14 protein-coding genes are annotated in these 15,986 nt (G+C 70.0%); 9 read left to right on the forward strand and 5 right to left on the reverse strand.

The features are described 5' to 3' along the window. Both G6016_RS14340 and G6016_RS14345 read left to right on the forward strand, forming a co-directional pair. On the forward strand, nt 1-828 hold an 828-nt coding region (locus G6016_RS14340; RefSeq protein WP_182633297.1), incomplete at its 5' end, for a UbiA prenyltransferase family protein. 29 nt (nt 829-857) lie between these two features. Next, on the forward strand, nt 858-2,207 hold the full coding sequence (locus G6016_RS14345; RefSeq protein ID WP_182633298.1) for a cytochrome P450: 1,350 nt from the start codon (nt 858-860) through the stop codon (nt 2,205-2,207). A gap of 20 nt (nt 2,208-2,227) precedes the next feature. Here G6016_RS14345 and G6016_RS14350 read toward each other — a convergent pair whose 3' ends face one another. Continuing rightward, entirely contained in the window at nt 2,228-3,085 is an 858-nt protein-coding gene (locus G6016_RS14350) for a bifunctional methylenetetrahydrofolate dehydrogenase/methenyltetrahydrofolate cyclohydrolase (RefSeq protein WP_182633299.1), read from the reverse strand. Between the two features lie 60 nt (nt 3,086-3,145). Between G6016_RS14350 and G6016_RS14355 the strand changes: the two genes are divergently transcribed. From G6016_RS14355 to G6016_RS14375, 5 genes are all read left to right on the forward strand, one after another. Beyond that, on the forward strand, nt 3,146-3,631 hold the full coding sequence (locus tag G6016_RS14355) for a tRNA (cytidine(34)-2'-O)-methyltransferase (protein ID WP_182633300.1): 486 nt from the start codon (nt 3,146-3,148) through the stop codon (nt 3,629-3,631). A gap of 139 nt (nt 3,632-3,770) precedes the next feature. Then, entirely contained in the window at nt 3,771-4,745 is a 975-nt protein-coding gene (locus G6016_RS14360; protein ID WP_182633301.1) for a metal ABC transporter solute-binding protein, Zn/Mn family, read from the forward strand. 13 nt (nt 4,746-4,758) lie between these two features. Then, complete coding sequence (locus G6016_RS14365) at nt 4,759-5,580, forward strand: metal ABC transporter ATP-binding protein (RefSeq protein WP_182633302.1); 822 nt, start codon at nt 4,759-4,761, stop codon at nt 5,578-5,580. Next, nucleotides 5,577-6,446, forward strand: coding sequence for a metal ABC transporter permease (locus G6016_RS14370; RefSeq protein ID WP_182633303.1), 870 nt, complete (start codon nt 5,577-5,579; stop codon nt 6,444-6,446). Before G6016_RS14365 ends, G6016_RS14370 begins: the two co-directional genes overlap by 4 nt. Further along, nucleotides 6,443-7,132 carry a metal-dependent transcriptional regulator gene (locus G6016_RS14375; RefSeq protein WP_182633304.1) on the forward strand — a complete coding sequence of 230 codons (690 nt, stop codon included), beginning with the start codon at nt 6,443-6,445 and terminating at the stop codon, nt 7,130-7,132. The genes G6016_RS14370 and G6016_RS14375 overlap by 4 nt, the downstream gene beginning before the upstream one ends. Before the next feature lie 56 nt (nt 7,133-7,188). Here the strand turns inward: G6016_RS14375 and G6016_RS14380 are convergent, their stop codons facing one another. Together G6016_RS14380 and G6016_RS14385 are read right to left on the reverse strand one after the other, a co-directional pair. Continuing rightward, entirely contained in the window at nt 7,189-7,710 is a 522-nt protein-coding gene (locus G6016_RS14380) for a hypothetical protein (protein WP_182633305.1), read from the reverse strand. Between the two features lie 141 nt (nt 7,711-7,851). Next, nucleotides 7,852-9,219 (reverse strand): FAD-binding oxidoreductase, encoded by a 1,368-nt coding sequence (locus G6016_RS14385; RefSeq protein WP_338403629.1) that lies wholly within the window; start codon nt 9,217-9,219, stop codon nt 7,852-7,854. A gap of 141 nt (nt 9,220-9,360) precedes the next feature. Between G6016_RS14385 and G6016_RS14390 the strand changes: the two genes are divergently transcribed. Next, the gene (locus G6016_RS14390) at nt 9,361-10,527 is read left to right on the forward strand and encodes an SLAC1 family transporter (protein WP_338403626.1); all 1,167 of its coding nucleotides are present in this window, start codon (nt 9,361-9,363) and stop codon (nt 10,525-10,527) included. A gap of 84 nt (nt 10,528-10,611) precedes the next feature. On the opposite strand, the gene G6016_RS14395 is transcribed toward G6016_RS14390, so the two are convergent. Both G6016_RS14395 and G6016_RS14400 read right to left on the reverse strand, forming a co-directional pair. Continuing rightward, the gene (locus G6016_RS14395) at nt 10,612-14,037 is read right to left on the reverse strand and encodes an error-prone DNA polymerase (RefSeq protein WP_338403627.1); all 3,426 of its coding nucleotides are present in this window, start codon (nt 14,035-14,037) and stop codon (nt 10,612-10,614) included. A 69-nt stretch (nt 14,038-14,106) separates the two neighbouring features. Further along, on the reverse strand, nt 14,107-15,009 hold the full coding sequence (locus G6016_RS14400; RefSeq protein WP_380023000.1) for a ferredoxin family protein: 903 nt from the start codon (nt 15,007-15,009) through the stop codon (nt 14,107-14,109). A gap of 107 nt (nt 15,010-15,116) precedes the next feature. On the opposite strand from G6016_RS14400, the gene G6016_RS14405 reads away from it, so the two are divergent. Beyond that, nucleotides 15,117-15,761 carry an AMIN-like domain-containing (lipo)protein gene (locus G6016_RS14405; protein WP_182633309.1) on the forward strand — a complete coding sequence of 215 codons (645 nt, stop codon included), beginning with the start codon at nt 15,117-15,119 and terminating at the stop codon, nt 15,759-15,761. Nucleotides 15,762-15,986 lie beyond the last annotated feature (225 nt).

Genomic DNA, 15,986 nt, shown 5'->3' on the forward strand with positions numbered 1-15,986 from the left:
CCGGCGGCGCGCTGGCGGCCCGGCGTCGACACCGCTGTCCGCGCCTCCGCGCTCACCCTGACCCTGGTGGGCATGCGGATGCTCGACGACGTCAAGGATCTCGCCCACGACCGCGTGCACGAGCCTGACCGTCCGCTCGTGCGCGGCGACGTCAGCACGTCAGAACTGCTCTCGGCAGCGGCCGGGTGCGGCGTCGCCGCGCTCGCCCTGGCCAGGTCGCTGGGGCCGGTGTCGGCTCGGCGCCTGGCTGTTGCGCAGGCATACGGGATCGTGCTGTGGCCGCTGGACCGGGCTGTGCGCACCCACCGGCGAGGTCGACCGTCGCCGGTACTGGATTCGGCGCTCGCCTACCCCACGCAGGTGTGGGGATCATTGTTCCTGCTGGAGTCGGCGGGGGAAACCGGGGCCGCCCCGCGCAGCCGCCGCGCATTCGCGCTCGTGCCGGTCTTCGCCTCGGCATTCCTGCAATTCGAGGTGGCCCGCAAGACCCGCTCGACGCCGCCGCAGGGCGCCGGCGACTACTCGTCGGTCGTGCCGTGGCAGGCCTGCGCTGCCGCGATCGTCGCCCTGGGCGAGGCCGCGGTCTGGGGTTCCCTGGCGGTCTCGGCACCGTGGAAGCTCAGCGGCCCACAGCGCCTGGTGGCCTGGTCGCCGGCCGCGTTGTCGGTGCTGCCTCCGGCGGTGGTGTTGGGGATGCTCCGCGGCACGCGTTCGGAACCGAAGGCCGCGCTGTCGATCGCGCTTCTGCTCGGGCTGTACCTGTCCATCCCCACTGTCGCCGGGATGGCCCGGAACGGGACGGCACCTGAAGTACGTCGACCACAGTGAGCCCCGGAGAGCAGAAAGGAACGTCAGCAGTGACCACCACGATCGACTCCGCCCCCTGGGCGCCCGGACGGCTTCCCGGAATCGGCCACGCACACCTGCTGCTGGACGACCCGATCCCGCTGATCCGCCGGTTGCCCGACGTCGGCCCGGTCGTCCGCGTGGGCCTCGGCCCTCGCCCGGTCTACCTGGTCACCACCGCCGAGTTGCTGCGCTCGATCGGCCTGGGCACCGCGGGCCGGTTCCATCGCGACGACCTCATCGAACCCGTCGCTCCGTTCGCCGGCCGCACCCTGGTCACGCTGAGCGGCGACGATCACCGACGCCGTCGCCGACTCATCGCACCGGCTTTTCACCGCAACCGGATCTCGGCGTACTCCCCGGAGTTCGGCCGCATCGCCGAGGACTGGGTGGCACGGCTTCCCGTGGGCGAGCCGATCGATCTGGTGCCCGAGGTAGACCGGCTCGCGTTGGAGACGCTCATCGCCACTCTCATCGCTGCGGATCTGGGAGAGCAGGCGAGGTCGACGATCCAGTCCGACTCCCCGCTCCTGCTCGCCGAAGCCGCCTTCCGAACCCTCATGCCTCGCCCACTGCGGCGACTCCGACCGGCAGCCGAACGGCGGTTCCTCACCGCGTCCGCCCGCCTACGCGGACTCCTTCGCGACATCGTCGCGCAGTACCGCACCAGCGGCACGGATCACGGTGACCTGCTCTCCACGCTGGTGACCGGTGTCGACCCCGGGACCGGTGAGTCGCTGGACGACGAGACGATCATCGACGAGATGGTCGGCTTTCTCATGGGCGGCGTCGAATCCCCCTCGGGGATGCTCGTGTCGTTCGTCCATGAGTTGGTCCGAGCGCCCGAGGTCCGCGACAAGGCGGTGGCGGAGGTCGACGAGGTGATCGGCGACCGGCCGGTCCGGGCCGAGGACGCCACCGCGCTGCCCTACCTGCGGACCGTGCTGCAGGAGACCATGCGTCTGTGGGCGCCGTGGATCAACATGCTCACCGCGGACGGCCCCGTCACGCTGGGTGATGTGACGGTCCCGAGCGGGACGATGGTGGGGTTCAGCGCCAACATGATCCACCACGACCCGAGCTACTACCCCGAACCCGAGCGATTCCGCCCGGAGCGCTGGTCGGATCCGGAGGCCGAGCTCGTCGATCAGTCGGCGGTCGTGCCATTCGGGGTCGGGGCCCGGCGCTGCCCCGGGGACCATTTCTCGTGGGCCCAGCTCACGCTGCAGGCGGCGGCGCTGCTGCGCACACGCCTGCCGGTGCTGCCGACGCAGGACGTGGGCCGGGCAGTCGGCTCGACCACCAAGGGTGTCGGGATCCGGCCGTCAACCGCGCGGGTGGTGCTCTACCCGCGGCGCTGACACCGCCGGGCGCGGGCCGATCAGGCGTGCGCGGCCTGCAGCTCGCAACGCTCGACCACGTTGCTCAGCAGGAACGCCCGTGTCAGCGGACCCACGCCGCCGGGGTTGGGCGAGATGGCTCCGGCCACGTCCCACACGTCGGGGTGGACGTCTCCGGCGAGCTTGCCGTCGAGACGCGAGACGCCCACGTCGAGGACGGCGGCGCCGGGCTTGACCATGTCGGCGGTAAGCATGTGGGGCACGCCGGCGGCGGCCACGATGACGTCGGCGCGGCGGGTCTCGGCGGCGAGGTCGCGGGTGCCGGTGTGGCACAGCGTGACGGTGGAGTTCTCGCTGCGGCGGGTGAGCATGAGCCCGATGGGCCGCCCCACGGTGACGCCGCGACCGACCACCACGACGTGCGCGCCGTTCAGTTCCACGTCGAAGCGCCGCAGCAGGGCGATACACCCGTTGGGGGTGCACGGCAGCGGGGCGGGCTCGCCCAGCACGAGCTTGCCGAGGTTGACGGGGTGGAGTCCGTCGGCGTCCTTGGCGGGGTCGATGCGCTCGAGAATCGCGTTCTCATCCAGGTGCTTCGGCAGCGGCAGCTGCACGATGTAGCCGGTGCAGGCGGGGTCGGCGTTGAGCTCGTCGATCACGGCCTCGAGCTCGGCCTGAGTGGTCTCGGCCGGCAGATCGCGCCTGATGGAGGCGATGCCGACCTGCTCGCAGTCGCGGTGCTTCATCTTGACGTAGGAGTGGCTGCCCGGGTCATCGCCGACGAGCACGGTGCCCAGGCCGGGGGTGATTCCCTTCTCCCGCAGCGCGGCAACACGCGTGGTGAGGTCGGCGACGATCTCGTCGCGGGTGAGCTTTCCGTCCAGCTTGATCGCGGTCACGGCTGTCAGTATCCCACTCCCGGTCGGTGCCGGCAGCACGGCACTGCGAGAATGCCCGTCATGACCGGAGCCGCTGTGCGTGTGTTGTTCGACCGACCCTGCATCCCACCCAACACGGGCAATGCGATCCGGATGGCCGCGGGCGCGGGGTGCGAGCTGCATCTGGCGGGTCCGCTGGGGTTCGAACTGTCCGAGCCGCACCTCAAGCGGGCGGGTCTGGACTATCACGACCTGGCGCACGTCGAGGTGCATGAGAGTCTCGCCGCCGCGTACGAGCGCCTGTTGCCGGCGCGGATCTTCGCGTTCACCGCGCACGGGGACCTGTCGCTCCCCGAGGTGAGGTTCGAGCCGGGCGACGTGGTGTTGTTCGGTCCGGAGCCCACGGGGTTAGCGCGGGAAGTTCTTGACGACGACGACAACATCACCGCGAAAGTTCGGATACCCATGCTGCCGGGCCGTCGCTCGATGAACCTCTCGAACGCTGCGGCGGTGGTGGTGTACGAGGCGTGGCGGCAGTTCGGCTACCCCGGCAGCTCGGACATGTAGATCCGCTCGGGCCGTTTCGTCTGTCTGTGCCGTTTCGTCGGCTCACGCCGTTTCTCCAGTACGGGGTGTGTCGTTCGTTCGGGGAGTTCAGGCACCCCGTCGACGTGAGTTTCTGGCAGTCATCATTTAGAGTTTCGGTATGCCGAAACTGCGCCCACCAGCCACCCGTAAAACCACGGGTGCCCGCCTCGCGGCGGCGTTCGGGGCGATTCTCGCCCTGGCCCTGGTGAGCGCGTGCACGGCCCCGGGCGCGATCGAGACGGACATCGACGACCGCGCTGAGTTCGTCGACACCGACGACCGTCTCAACGTCGCCACCACCTTCACGATCCTCGCGGACATGGCGCGGGTCGTCGGCGGGGACCGCGTGCAGGTCGAGTCGGTGACCACGCCCGGCGCCGACGTCCACTACTACGAGCCCACCGCCGGCGATCTGCGCCGCGTGGAAAACGCTGATCTGGTGATCAGCAACGGCCTCGGCCTGGACGACTGGCTGCTGCGGTTCATCGACGGCACGGGCGCGCAGCATCTCGTCACCACCGACGGCATCGAGCCCGAGCCGGTGAGGTCGGGAAACTCGGTCGGGCGCGCCAACCCGCACGCCTGGATGTCCCCCACCGACGGAGCCACATATATCCGGTCAATCGCCGACGCGCTCGGCGAGATCGATCCCGCCGGCGCCGCCTACTACACCGCGAACGCCGACGACTACATCGCCGAACTCGAGGACCTGGCCGAGCGGGCCCGGGCCTCGGTCGCGACCATCCCGCCGGAGCGGCGCGTGCTCGTGACCTGCGAGGGCGCGTTCTCCTATCTCGCACGCGACCTGGGACTGGAGGAGCTGTACCTGTGGCCGGTCAACAGCGAGAACCAGGGGCTGCCGCGGCAGGTCACCGCGCTGATCGACGAGGTGCGCGACCGCGACGTGCCCGCCCTGTTCTGCGAATCGACCGTCTCCGGCGACGCCATGGAACAGGTCGCCACCGAGAGCGACAGCCGGCTGGCCGGACTGCTGTACGTCGACTCACTGTCCGCCGAGACCGGCCCCGTGCCCACCTATCTCGATCTTCTCGATCACGACCTCGACACCATCACCCGGGAGCTGACCTCATGACGGAGCAGACGCGATGACCGAGCAGCGACTTCCCTACTCACCGCACCTGGGCCCTCCCGGCGCAGTGGTCACGGACCTCACCGTGGACCGCGGCAATGTGCGCGCGCTCGACTCGGTGTCGCTGACCGCGGCCGCCGGCGAGATCACGGTCCTGCTGGGCCCCAACGGCTCCGGAAAGTCGACACTGCTGGAGTCTCTGCTCGGATTGGTCACCCCCACCGCCGGCACCGTGCGCGTGCTCGGGCAGCCCGTCCGCAAGGCGTTGCGCAGTGGCCGGGTGGCTGCGGTGCCGCAGAAGGATGCGATCGACGAGCGGTTCCCCATCACCGCCGCCGAGGTGGTCATGCAGGGCCGCCGCCGATTCACCGGCCCGTGGCGGCGCCCGTCCGCCACCGACCGGGACGCGGTGGCCGCAGCGCTGACGCGGGTGGGACTCGACGCGGTCGCATCCCGAGGCATCGGCGAACTCTCGGGCGGCCAGCGACGCCGGGTCCTCCTTGCGCGCTGCCTGGCCCAGGAGGCCGATCTGCTGCTGCTCGACGAACCGTTCAACGGGATGGACGCCGGCAGCGAAGAGGTTTACATCGACGTACTGCGTGAGCTGACCGCGGCCGGCCGCACCGCCCTCATCTCGACCCACCACCTGACCACGGTCGACCGGCTCGCCGACTCGGTCGCACTTCTCAACGGCCGGCTCGTGGCGCACGGTCCTGTCGCCGAGACGACCACGCCGCAGATCCTCTCGACTCTGCTCGGCGCCCGCCCACGCACCGTCGACGACACTCCCGCCGCCAGCGGCTCCGCCCCCATCACCGCCGAGGAGGCACTGTCGTGATCGATCTGCTCGTGGAACCGATGACGTACGCGTTCATGCGCCGCGCCCTGCTCGTGGTGGCCGCCTCCGGAATCGCGGGCGCGCTCCTGAGTTGCTGGTTGGTGCACATGGGCTGGTCACTGATGGGCGATGCCGTCTCCCACGCGGTACTGCCGGGCGTGGTGATCGCGGCGATGACCGGCATTCCGTTTTCCGTCGGCGCCCTCATCGCCGCACTGGTCGCGGTGGCCCTGATCGGCGGGGTGCGTGAGGCGGGCACGGTCCGGGAGGACGCAGCGATGGGCATCGTGTTCACCGCCCTGTTCTCGCTGGGTCTGGTGCTGATCGCCCGCTTCCCCAGTCAGCAGGACCTGCACTCGATCCTGTTCGGCAGCGTGCTGGGCGTGCGCGACTCGGACCTGGCGCAGGTGCTGATCGTGGCGGCCTTCACGGTGGTCGTCCTGCTGGCCTTCCGCCGCGACCTCATCATGGTCGCCTTCGACCGCGTCCAGGCCCACGCGCTCGGCCTGCGCACCCGGGCGCTGCTCGCACTCCTATTGGCGACGCTCGCCACCGCGACTGTCGCGGGTGTCCAGTCGGTGGGCGTGATCCTGGTCGTGGCGACGCTCATCATCCCGGGCGCGACCGCCCAACTGCTAGCAAGAACCATGACCGGGACGATGGTCCTCGCCGTCGTCGTCGCCCTTGCCGGAGGCGTGACCGGCCTGTACTTCGGCTACTACGCCGACCTGCCACCTGGGCCCGTCGTGGTGCTCACACAGGCGGTGTTGTTCCTGGTCGTGCAGCTGTTCGCGCCGCGTCGGGGGGTCGTACCGCGGGCGCTGGCGGCCACCCGTGCTCGACGATCGGGGATGATGGCGGCATGACTGACGATCAGCCACTTCGCCTGGCGGATCTCACCCCCACCATCCAGGGCTACCTCATGGCCGCCCATGCACTGGGGGCCGGCGGCGAACCCGTGACCTCGAGTGCGATGGCCGAGCGGATGGGCGCATCGCCGTCGACGGTGAGTGAGGGCGTGCGCAAGCTGGTGGCCCTGGGGCTGGCCGAGCACCGCCCCTATGCGCCTGTAGAGCTGACGGCGACCGGGCACAGCCTGGCGGTCGCGATGGTCCGCCGGCACCGGATCATCGAGACCTTCCTCGCGCAGTGTCTGGAGTATCCGTGGGATGCGGTCCACGCCGAGGCCGATGCGCTGGAGCACGTGGTTTCGGACCGGTTCGTCGACGCGCTCGACGCCTTCCTCGACCATCCCCGCCGCGATCCGCACGGCGATCCCATCCCCACCCGCGACGGCCGGGTCGACCCCCTCGGCGACACGCCGCTCGACAGCGCCCCCGAGGGCTCTACCGGTGTGGTGACACGGGTGTCCGACCGCGACAACGCCGTCCTGCGTCACCTCGCCGACATCGGCCTGCGCCCCGATTCTCGCGTGCACGTGGAGTCGCGCCAAGTGGAGCTGGGGATCATCACCGTGTCGCTGGGCGGCCGGTCGGTGCAGGTCGGCACGCCCGTGGCCGCGGCAGTGCGGGTGCGGCTCGACGAGGGCTGAGCCTCCACCCCGCACCGCACTCACCCTTCACGGCGCCGTCACTTTCCTGCCTCCGGTCAGGCTGCCCGCGGCGCTATCGCGGGGAGCGGATGCGGAAGCGACAGCCGGGCGGACTCCGTGGCCGTCGGCACCCCGCCCGCGCGGACGCAACTCGGATGGCCACCGCCGGACAGGAGTTCCTCGCGCTCGGCTCGTGCAGCACGAGCGGCCCGCGCGGCCGGAAACCGCAGACCCAGGGCGATGAGGGTTGCCAGCACCATCGCGCCGTCGATCATCGCGGCGGTAGGGGCACCGGTGACGTCGTGGCGCAGCAGGAGCAGCGCGGTCATCGTCATGGAGAGCTTGTGGAAGATCACCACCAGCCACAGCACGGCGGCACCCGGCGGGGTGGCTCCGAGGTAGGCGGACAGAGCGGCAAAGACGAGCAGGCCGTAGGCCCGCCAGTATCCGGTGAGCTGATATTCGGGCGTGATCGTGGGCGCTTCCAGACCGGCAATGACTCCCAGGACCGCCGCCACTATGGCGGTGGTGAACAGGAGTGTCCGGTACAGCAACAAGTGGACTCGGTCGGTGGCCATGATCGGTATCCTCGCCCGCCACCGCCTCCCGGCACATCGGGGACATCCCCCGGTTCGCACCTGAGATCCTGACTCGGGGCCCGCTCACTGGGGACCCGCTCGCCTGGCCACACCATCACGCCCGGGCCGGGCCTCCCTCGGCTACAGCATCACGCCCGGATTGAGGATCCCCTGCGGGTCGAGCGCGGACTTGATGCGCCTGCTCAGGTCCATGACATCGTCGCCGAGTTGCGCGGGCAGCCACGGGGCCTTGAGCCGGCCCACCCCGTGTTCGCCGGTGATGGTGCCGCCCATACCGATCGCCAGTTCCATGACCTCACCGAACGCCAACTGGGCGCGGGCTGCACGGTCCTCGTCGTCGTCCTCTAAAACGATGATCGGGTGAGTATTCCCGTCGCCCGCGTGGGCAACCAGGGCGATCGGCACGTCGCGGCGGGCGGAGATCTCCTCGATCCCGGCGACCAGCTGCGGGAGCGCCGGCAGGGGCACGCCGACGTCCTCGAGCAGGAGCGAGCCGACCTTGCCGAGGCTGGTGAACGCGGCACGGCGGGCGACGGTGAACTGCTCGCCCTCGTCGGGGTCGTCGGTGGCGAACACCTCGCTGGCACCGTGCGCCCGAAACGCCTCCGCCATGAACTCTGTCTCGACCGCGCGGTCGGATCCGGTGAGGTCGGACTGGGCGAGCAACATGGCGCCCGCGGTGGTGTCCAGCCCCATGCGCAGGTCGGCCTCGACGGCGCGGATCGACGTGTTGTCCATGAACTCGAGCATGGCCGGGCGGGTGCGGCTGGTGATCGCGAGAACCGCCTCGCTGCAGGCCACCACGTCGGGAAAGATGCCCACCACGGTCGAGCGCGGCGGCTGCTCCGGGATAAGCCGGACGATGATCTCGGTGACGATTCCGAGTGTGCCCTCGCTGCCCACAAATAGTTTGGTCAGGCTGAGGCCGGCCGAGTCTTTCAGGCGGGCGCCGCCGAGGCGTACCGCGGTGCCGTCGGCCAGCACGACCGTCATACCCAGGACATAATCAGTGGTCACGCCGTATTTCACGCAGCACAGTCCGCCGGCGTTGGTAGCGATGTTGCCGCCGATCGAGCAGATCTCGTACGACGACGGGTCCGGCGGGTACCAGAGCCCGTGCTCGGCGACCGCGGCCTTGACCTCCGCGTTGTAGAGCCCCGGCTGGACGGTCGCGGTGCGGGTGACCGGGTCGACATCGATGTGGCGCATCTGTTCCGTCGACAGCACGATCCCGCCCTCGACAGCTGTAGCACCACCGGACAGGCCCGAGCCGGCGCCGCGTGGGACGACAGGCACTCCGTGGGCACTGGCCCACCGCATGACCTCCTGAACGTTTTCGGTACTGCGGGCCCTGACCACCGCGAGCGGCATCCCCGGGTTCGGCGCCTTGGCCCAGTCCTGTCGGTAGCCCTGAAGCAAGTCCGGGTCCGTGAGCAGCTGCGCCTCGCCCAGTCGGTCGGCAAGGTCGTCGAGTGAGGGGGCGGGCACGGAAGTCGCGGTGGTTGAGGCAGACCCGGTGTGGGCGCCGGCGTGCGCGTCGGAGTGGTCGCTCATGCCTGGTGAACCTACGCCGATGTGCCGGTTCTCACAGCCACACTGCCGTCGCGACTCACCCAGCCGCCACCCCCTGTGCTGACATGGTCGACTCATCCGGAACGCGGAAGCTGCGACCGCATCGTCCGGCCGGACATACACCAGTCCCACCGGCAACGAGCCGCTGCCCCCGCTTTCTCAATTGCCGCCCCGGACGGGCATAGTGGATCGGCTCCATCAACCCCTGGAGCAGGAAAGTTAGCCTCGGGGACTGTTGTACCCGGGCCCGGCCCCGCATGGTTCGGGGCGATTATGGGCACCGGCGGATTGTCGACTCTGCTGCAGCTGCACGCGGATGCCGTGCCGGGGTTCGGCGCGGGCACCCTGGTGATGCTCGCGCTCGGCTGGGTGATGCTCATCGGGCTCGGACTGGGGTTTGCTCGCTCCATTGCCTGCGATCCACAGGAGTGGTCGCGTTCCGTGCGCGACGCCACGATGGTGCCGCTGTGGGGCATGGTCGCGATGGGACTGATGGCGGTGGGCGCGGCGACATACGTGGTGACCGCGGCCCGGGCCCCGTCACTGGCTGCGGTCGCGTTCGGAATCGACACCGCGATGTGGGGAGCTGGCACGGTGCTCGGTCTGGCCACCGCCGTCGGGTTCGCGGTGTGGCTGATCACCAGGCGTCCCGATCATCCGCTGCCCACGTGGGCGTTGCCGATGGTGCCGCCGATGGTGTCGGCGACCGCCGGCGGGGTGATCGCCGAACAGGTCTCTTCGGATGTGATCCGGTCGATTCTGGTGGGCGCCTGCGTGGTGTGTTTCGTGTTGGCGCTGACGCTGGGGACCACGGTCATCGTGCTGGCGTATCACCATGCGTGGTTCCGCACCCCGGTGCCGGTGGCGTTGTCCACCTCCACGTGGATTCCGCTCGGGATCGTGGGGCAGTCGGCGGCTGCGGCGCAGGTTCTGTCAGGTCCGGTTCTGGACGATGTGGCCCGTGTCTACAGTGCGATCGTGTTGGTGGCCGGGGCTGGTCTGGGCGCGTACGCGGTGCTGGTGACCGTGCGTGGCTTTATCGCGCGGATGCCGTTCAATCCCGGCTGGTGGGCGATGGCCTATCCCTTGGCGACGTGCGGGTTGGGCTCGTATTTCCTGGGTTGGCAGTGGGCGAGCCTGGTGACGGTGGCTGTCCTGGTCACCATTTGGTTGGTGTGTGCCGTGGCCAGCATTCGGGCGATCGCCGCCTCACGCCACGCTTGATCCGCGAGCGCACTCCCCCAGCCAGACGTCCGCAGCGTGAGCGGCACCGTTCGGGACACGCGTAGGGATAGAGCGTCGGCAGCTTCAGCGGAAGTCGCGACTGCGTCCGATCGCCAGACCGAGGTGGAGACGTTCGACCTTGTCGGCCACCACGCTGACCGCTCCGGAGCGGTTCTCGACGGTGCCGCGGATGATGAGCGCCGGGGCCGAGGAGACGACCGACCGGTAGCGGGCCCACAGTCCGACGGAACACACGATGTTGGTCATGCCGGTCTCGTCCTCGAGACTGAGGAAGGTCACGCCCTCCGCGGTGGCAGGTCGCTGTCGATGGGTGACGGCCCCGGCCACGTGGACGCGGCTGCCGTCGGGGACGTGGGCGAGCCCTGCGGTGGTGCACACGCCGCGGGACTCGAGCCAGGGCCGGGCGTGGACGGTCGGGTATTCCTCGGGGCTGATGCCGGTGGCGGCGAGGTCGGCGGAAGTGAGTTCGAGAACGCTCATCCCCGGCAGTGCCGGCGCCTCGACCTGGCTGAGGCCGGGCAGCATGCCGGGCTTTTCCCGGGCCGCGGTGGCCGCCGACCACAACGCGGCCCGTCGCCCACCGGTGCCGAGACTGTCGAGGGCGCCGGCGGTGGCCAGGGCCTCCATCTGCCGCACGGTCAGGCCGGTACGCCCGGAGAGGTCCCCGGCGGAGGTGTACTGGCCGTGCGTGTCGCGTTCGTCAGCGATGGCGGCGGCCAGGTCGGAGCCGATGGCCTTGACCGATTCGAGTCCGAGCCGCACTTCGGTGCCGTGGTTCTCGCAGGTGGCGCCACCGAGTGAGCGGTTGACGCACGGCCGGTGGACGGTGACTCCGTGCCGCCGGGCGTCGGCGACGAGGGATTGCGGCGAGTAGAAGCCCATGGGTTGGCTGCGCAGCAGGGCGGCGCAGAAGATCGCCGGGTGGTGGCATTTGAACCACGCGGAGTAGTAGACGATCGAGGCGAAGGACTGGGAGTGGCTCTCGGGGAAGCCGTAGTTGGCGAACGCGCACATCTTCTCCCAGATCCGCTCCCCCACCTCGGGTCCTGTGTGGGGGGTGCCGGGCGGGCTGAGTCCGATGCCGTGCAGGTCGCGCATGCCGTCGAAGAATCGTTGGCGCAGCCGCGCCATTTTCTCGGGCGAGCGTTTGGCTCCCATGGCGCGGCGGAGTTGGTCGGCTTCGGCCCCGGTGAAGCCGGCGATCTCGGTGGCGATCTGCATGAGCTGTTCCTGGAATAGCGGGATGCCGAGGGTACGGCCGAGGACCGGCTCGAGTGCGGGGTGGTCGAAGACCGGTTGCTCGAGTCCGTTGCGTCGCCGGATGTAGGGGTGGACGGATCCGCCCTGGATGGGGCCGGGCCGGATAAGTGCGACCTCCACCACGAGGTCATAGAAGGTACGTGGCTTGAGCCGGGGCAGGGTGGCCATCTGGGCGCGTGATTCCACCTGGAACACGCCCACGGAGTCGCCGCGGCACAGCATCTCGTAGACCTCCGAGTCGGCCAGATCGAGCTGGGCGAGGTCCACGTCGAGGTCCTTGTGCTCGGCGGCGAGGTCGATCGCGTGGTGCAGGGCGGTGAGCATGCCGAGTCCGAGCAGGTCGAATTTGACCAGTCCGACGGCCGCGCAGTCGTCCTTGTCCCATTGCAGGACGGTCCGGCCGGGCATGCGGGCCCACTCGACGGGCACCACATCGGCCACGGGTCTATCGCAGATGACCATGCCGCCGGAGTGGATGCCCAGGTGCCTCGGCAGGCCGACCATCTGCCGGGCCAGCGCGAGCACGTCGTCCGGCACGGTGCGTTCGGTGGTCTCCCGGTCCTTGTCTTTCAGCCCGGACCAGCGGTCGACGCTCTTGGACCAGGCGTCCTGCTGGCCGGTGGAGTAACCCAGCGCGCGGGCCACGTCGCGGACGGCTGAGCGGCCGCGGTAGGTGATGACGTTGGCCACCTGGGCGGCGTGCTGGCGACCGTAGCGGGCGTAGACGTACTGGATGGCTTCTTCCCGCCGGCCGGATTCTATGTCCACGTCGATGTCGGGCGGGCCGTCGCGTTCCGGCGACAGGAACCTCTCGAACAGCAGGTTCGCGCCGACGGGGTCGACGTTGGTGATGCCCAGGGAATAGCAGACGGCGGAGTTGGCGGCCGAGCCCCGGCCCTGGCAGAGGATGCCCTCTCGGCGGCAGAACTCGACGATGTCATGGACCACGAGAAAGTATCCGGGGAAGCCGAGGTCGGCGATCACCTCCAGTTCGCGGTCGATCTGCGCGTACGCCTGCGGGGCTTTCTCGCGGGCGCCGTAGCGGCGGGCGGCGCCTGCGTAGGTGTGTTCGGCGAGCATGCTGTTCTCAGTGTGGCCTGCGGGGACGTCGAACGGCGGCAGTTTGGGCGCGATGAGAGTGAGGTCGAACGCGCACTCCCGGCCCACCCGGTCGGCGGCGGCCACGACGCCGGGCCAGCGTTCGAACAACTCGGCCATCTCCTCGCCCGAGCGCAGGTAGGTGCCGCCGGCGGCGGGCAGGTGGGCGGCGTGGGTCTCCAGTGCGTTGCGCGCGCCGAGTGCGGCCATGACCGAGGCCAGACGTGCGTCCTGTGGGCCTGAGCAGTGTGCGGCGGTGGTGGCGACGACGACAAGGCCCATTTCCTCCGCGAGCCCCACCAGCGCGTCGCCTCGTTCCGTGTCTTCGGGAACACCGTGGCAGGTCAGCTCGACGAGCACGTTGTCCCGACCGAACTTCTCGACGAGCTGGCCGAGTGCTGTGCGGGCCGCCGGTATGTCGTGGTCTGCGGCGGCGTTGCCGTGTCGTTCGAGGGCGCGCCTGACCCGGCCGTGTCGGCAGCCGGTGAGGATGTACCAGTGCCCGCCGGCGGCTTCGGCGAGTTCGGTGATCTCGTAGCGCGGTTCGCTCTTGGCGCCGCCGCGCAGGTGGGCGTGGGCGATGGCGCGCGAGAGTCGCCGGTAGCCCTCCTGCCCTCGGGCCAGGACCAGCAGGTGTTCGCCGCCGGGCAGGGACAGCTCGGCTCCGAACACGGTGGGCAGTCCGAGTTCCGCGGCGGCTTCGGCGAAGCGGACGACCCCGTACATCCCGTCGTGGTCGGTGATCGCGAGCGCGCTCAGGCCCAGTTCAACCGCCGCTTCGGCCATCGACTCGGGTGAGGATGCCCCGTCGAGGAAGCTGAACGCGGTGTGCGCGTGTAGTTCCGCGTACGGCACGCGACTGCGTGTGCCGACTCGGGGCCGCCCCCGGTTTCCCCGGGCGCCCTGAGCGTCCTCGTCCTGTCGGGTCCGCTCTCCGCTTCCCGCATCCGTGCCGTCTTCTGCGTGCGTCGGTTCCGGGGCCGGAGCCAGGTACTGGCCGCGCTTGCGTGACCAGGCGGGGGCGTCGCCGCCGTCGCCGGGGTGCGGGTGCTCGGGTCCACGCGGGTTCGGCCGCCCGGACAGCACCCGCTCGAATTCCGCCCAGTCCTTGGGGCCGTGAAACCAGTTCACCGGAACCCACCGACCTGCGCGCGATCAGCGCAATCAACGCGATCAGTGCGGTACGCGCCGTCCGCGCATTCAGAGTGCGGTGAGGGACTCCACGACCCACGCCTTGGCGTCGGTGGGTGGTTTGCGGCAACTCTGCGACCGGGGCGGCAACGGCCGGGTGCCGGCCTCGACACGCCAGGCGCGTCCGTCGGCGTGGCGGACCACGGCGACGAGTGAGTTGTCCGGGTCGATGTCCACGACGAGGTCGTCGATTCCCGCATCCACCCCGGAGTTCCGGACCGCGACCTCGGCGACCTGCCCGGCCGGCGGCCAGGTGCTGCGCCCACGCAGGTTCTCGGTGGCGACCCGGCCGTCCAGCTCGGCCTCGACGATCCGGACCGCGAGATCGGCTTCTGCCGGGCCGTACGTGTAACCAGTGCCGGGCAGCAGCAGTACCGGCGCGAAGCGGTGCCCTCCGGTGTGCGAGCACTCCCACACCACGGCGTCGGGGTCGAGCTCACGCAGACGCTGCCCCACCTGCGCTTCGAGGATGGCCGCGACGGGCCGGCCACGCACCGCGCAGCACTGGTCGCGTTTGGCGTGGGTGCACACCAGCGGGACCGGGGCCCGGACCTCACGGGTTCCGGGGACGTCCCCACCGAGTGAGAGATCCAGGTCGAGCATGTCCTCGGGCCCGTCGACCCGGCCGACGCGGATGCTGCGACAGCCCGGACGTGTGTCACAGATGTAGAAGCGGTGCCGGTCGATCCGTTGGCCCTCGCGTCCGGGGCGCCGGATGAACAGCATGCGGGCGCCGCACTCCGCGACGTGCTGCTTGAGCCTCTCGGACAGGTCCTCGCCCAGAGCCTCTCCGTCGAAGATGTCGCGCCCCCATCGGCCGGGGACCTCCAGCAACACCCATGTGGTCTCGTGAGCAGCGGTCCCTGCAGGTGGTTCGTCGTCCGAGCGGTAGGAACACCAGCTCGGCTGCATAGCGGAATCGATGACAGGCACGTCACCATGGTGCCCCATAGATCAAGGATGTGTAACTGTAGCCACCTTGTGGGACAAAAGTGATTAGAGGGATCTAGCCTGGAGACATGCGTATTCGACACCGCCGCCTCGCTGCGGCCGCCGCTCTCACCGCCGCCGCATCCCTGGCGCTGGTGGGATGTGGGGCCGATTCCTCGACCGACGCGCCCGCCACGGAGCAGACCACCACCGCGGGTTCGTCTCCCGCCGCCCGCGCGGACGCTCTCTCCCCGGACGAGACCGCGGCCGCCGATCCGTCGAACGGCCCGACCGACTCCGCGCCCAAGAACTCGGAGTCCGACCAGTCCACGCCCGAGCGCGCGCAGCTGGTCGTCTCCGAGATCCGCATGGGCGACTACCAGGGCAAGGACCGGGTGGTCTTTGAACTCGAGGGCACCGGCACCCCGGGCTACTCGGTGGATTACGTGGATGCCCCCGCCCAGCAGGGCAGCGGCTTCCCCGTGGAGGTCTCCGGCGATTCGTTCCTCCAGGTGATGATCCGGGACCAGGTTCTTCCGACCGAGACCGATCTGGAAGAGGTCCCCGTGGGTGTGATGACCGGCGATGCCGCGGCCGGGGTCACCGGCGTAGCCTTTGCCGGGCAGTTCGAGGGTCAGGCCCAGGCCGTGATCGGACTGGACGGCACCGACCGCAGCTTCTCCGCGTTCCTGCTGCAGAACCCGACCCGCCTGGTGGTCGACATCGAGCGCTGAGTCCCGCCGGAGCACAGCCGCAGCCGTAGCCAAAGCCGCAGCCGCAGCCGCGGGTGCGGGTGCGGGTGCGGGTGCGGGCGCGGACGCGGACGCGGACGCGGGTCCCAGCACGCCAAGGGTTCCGAGGACGCCAGTCGTCTGATGTGTCATTCGTAGACCCCCTCGACAGTCCAGCCCTCCGGCTCGTCCCCGAGTGGGCGCCGCAACAGCAACGCGGCCGCCCTC

It is taken from the genome of Dietzia aerolata, from assembly GCF_014144865.1.
GTDB classification, from domain to species: domain Bacteria; phylum Actinomycetota; class Actinomycetes; order Mycobacteriales; family Mycobacteriaceae; genus Dietzia; species Dietzia aerolata.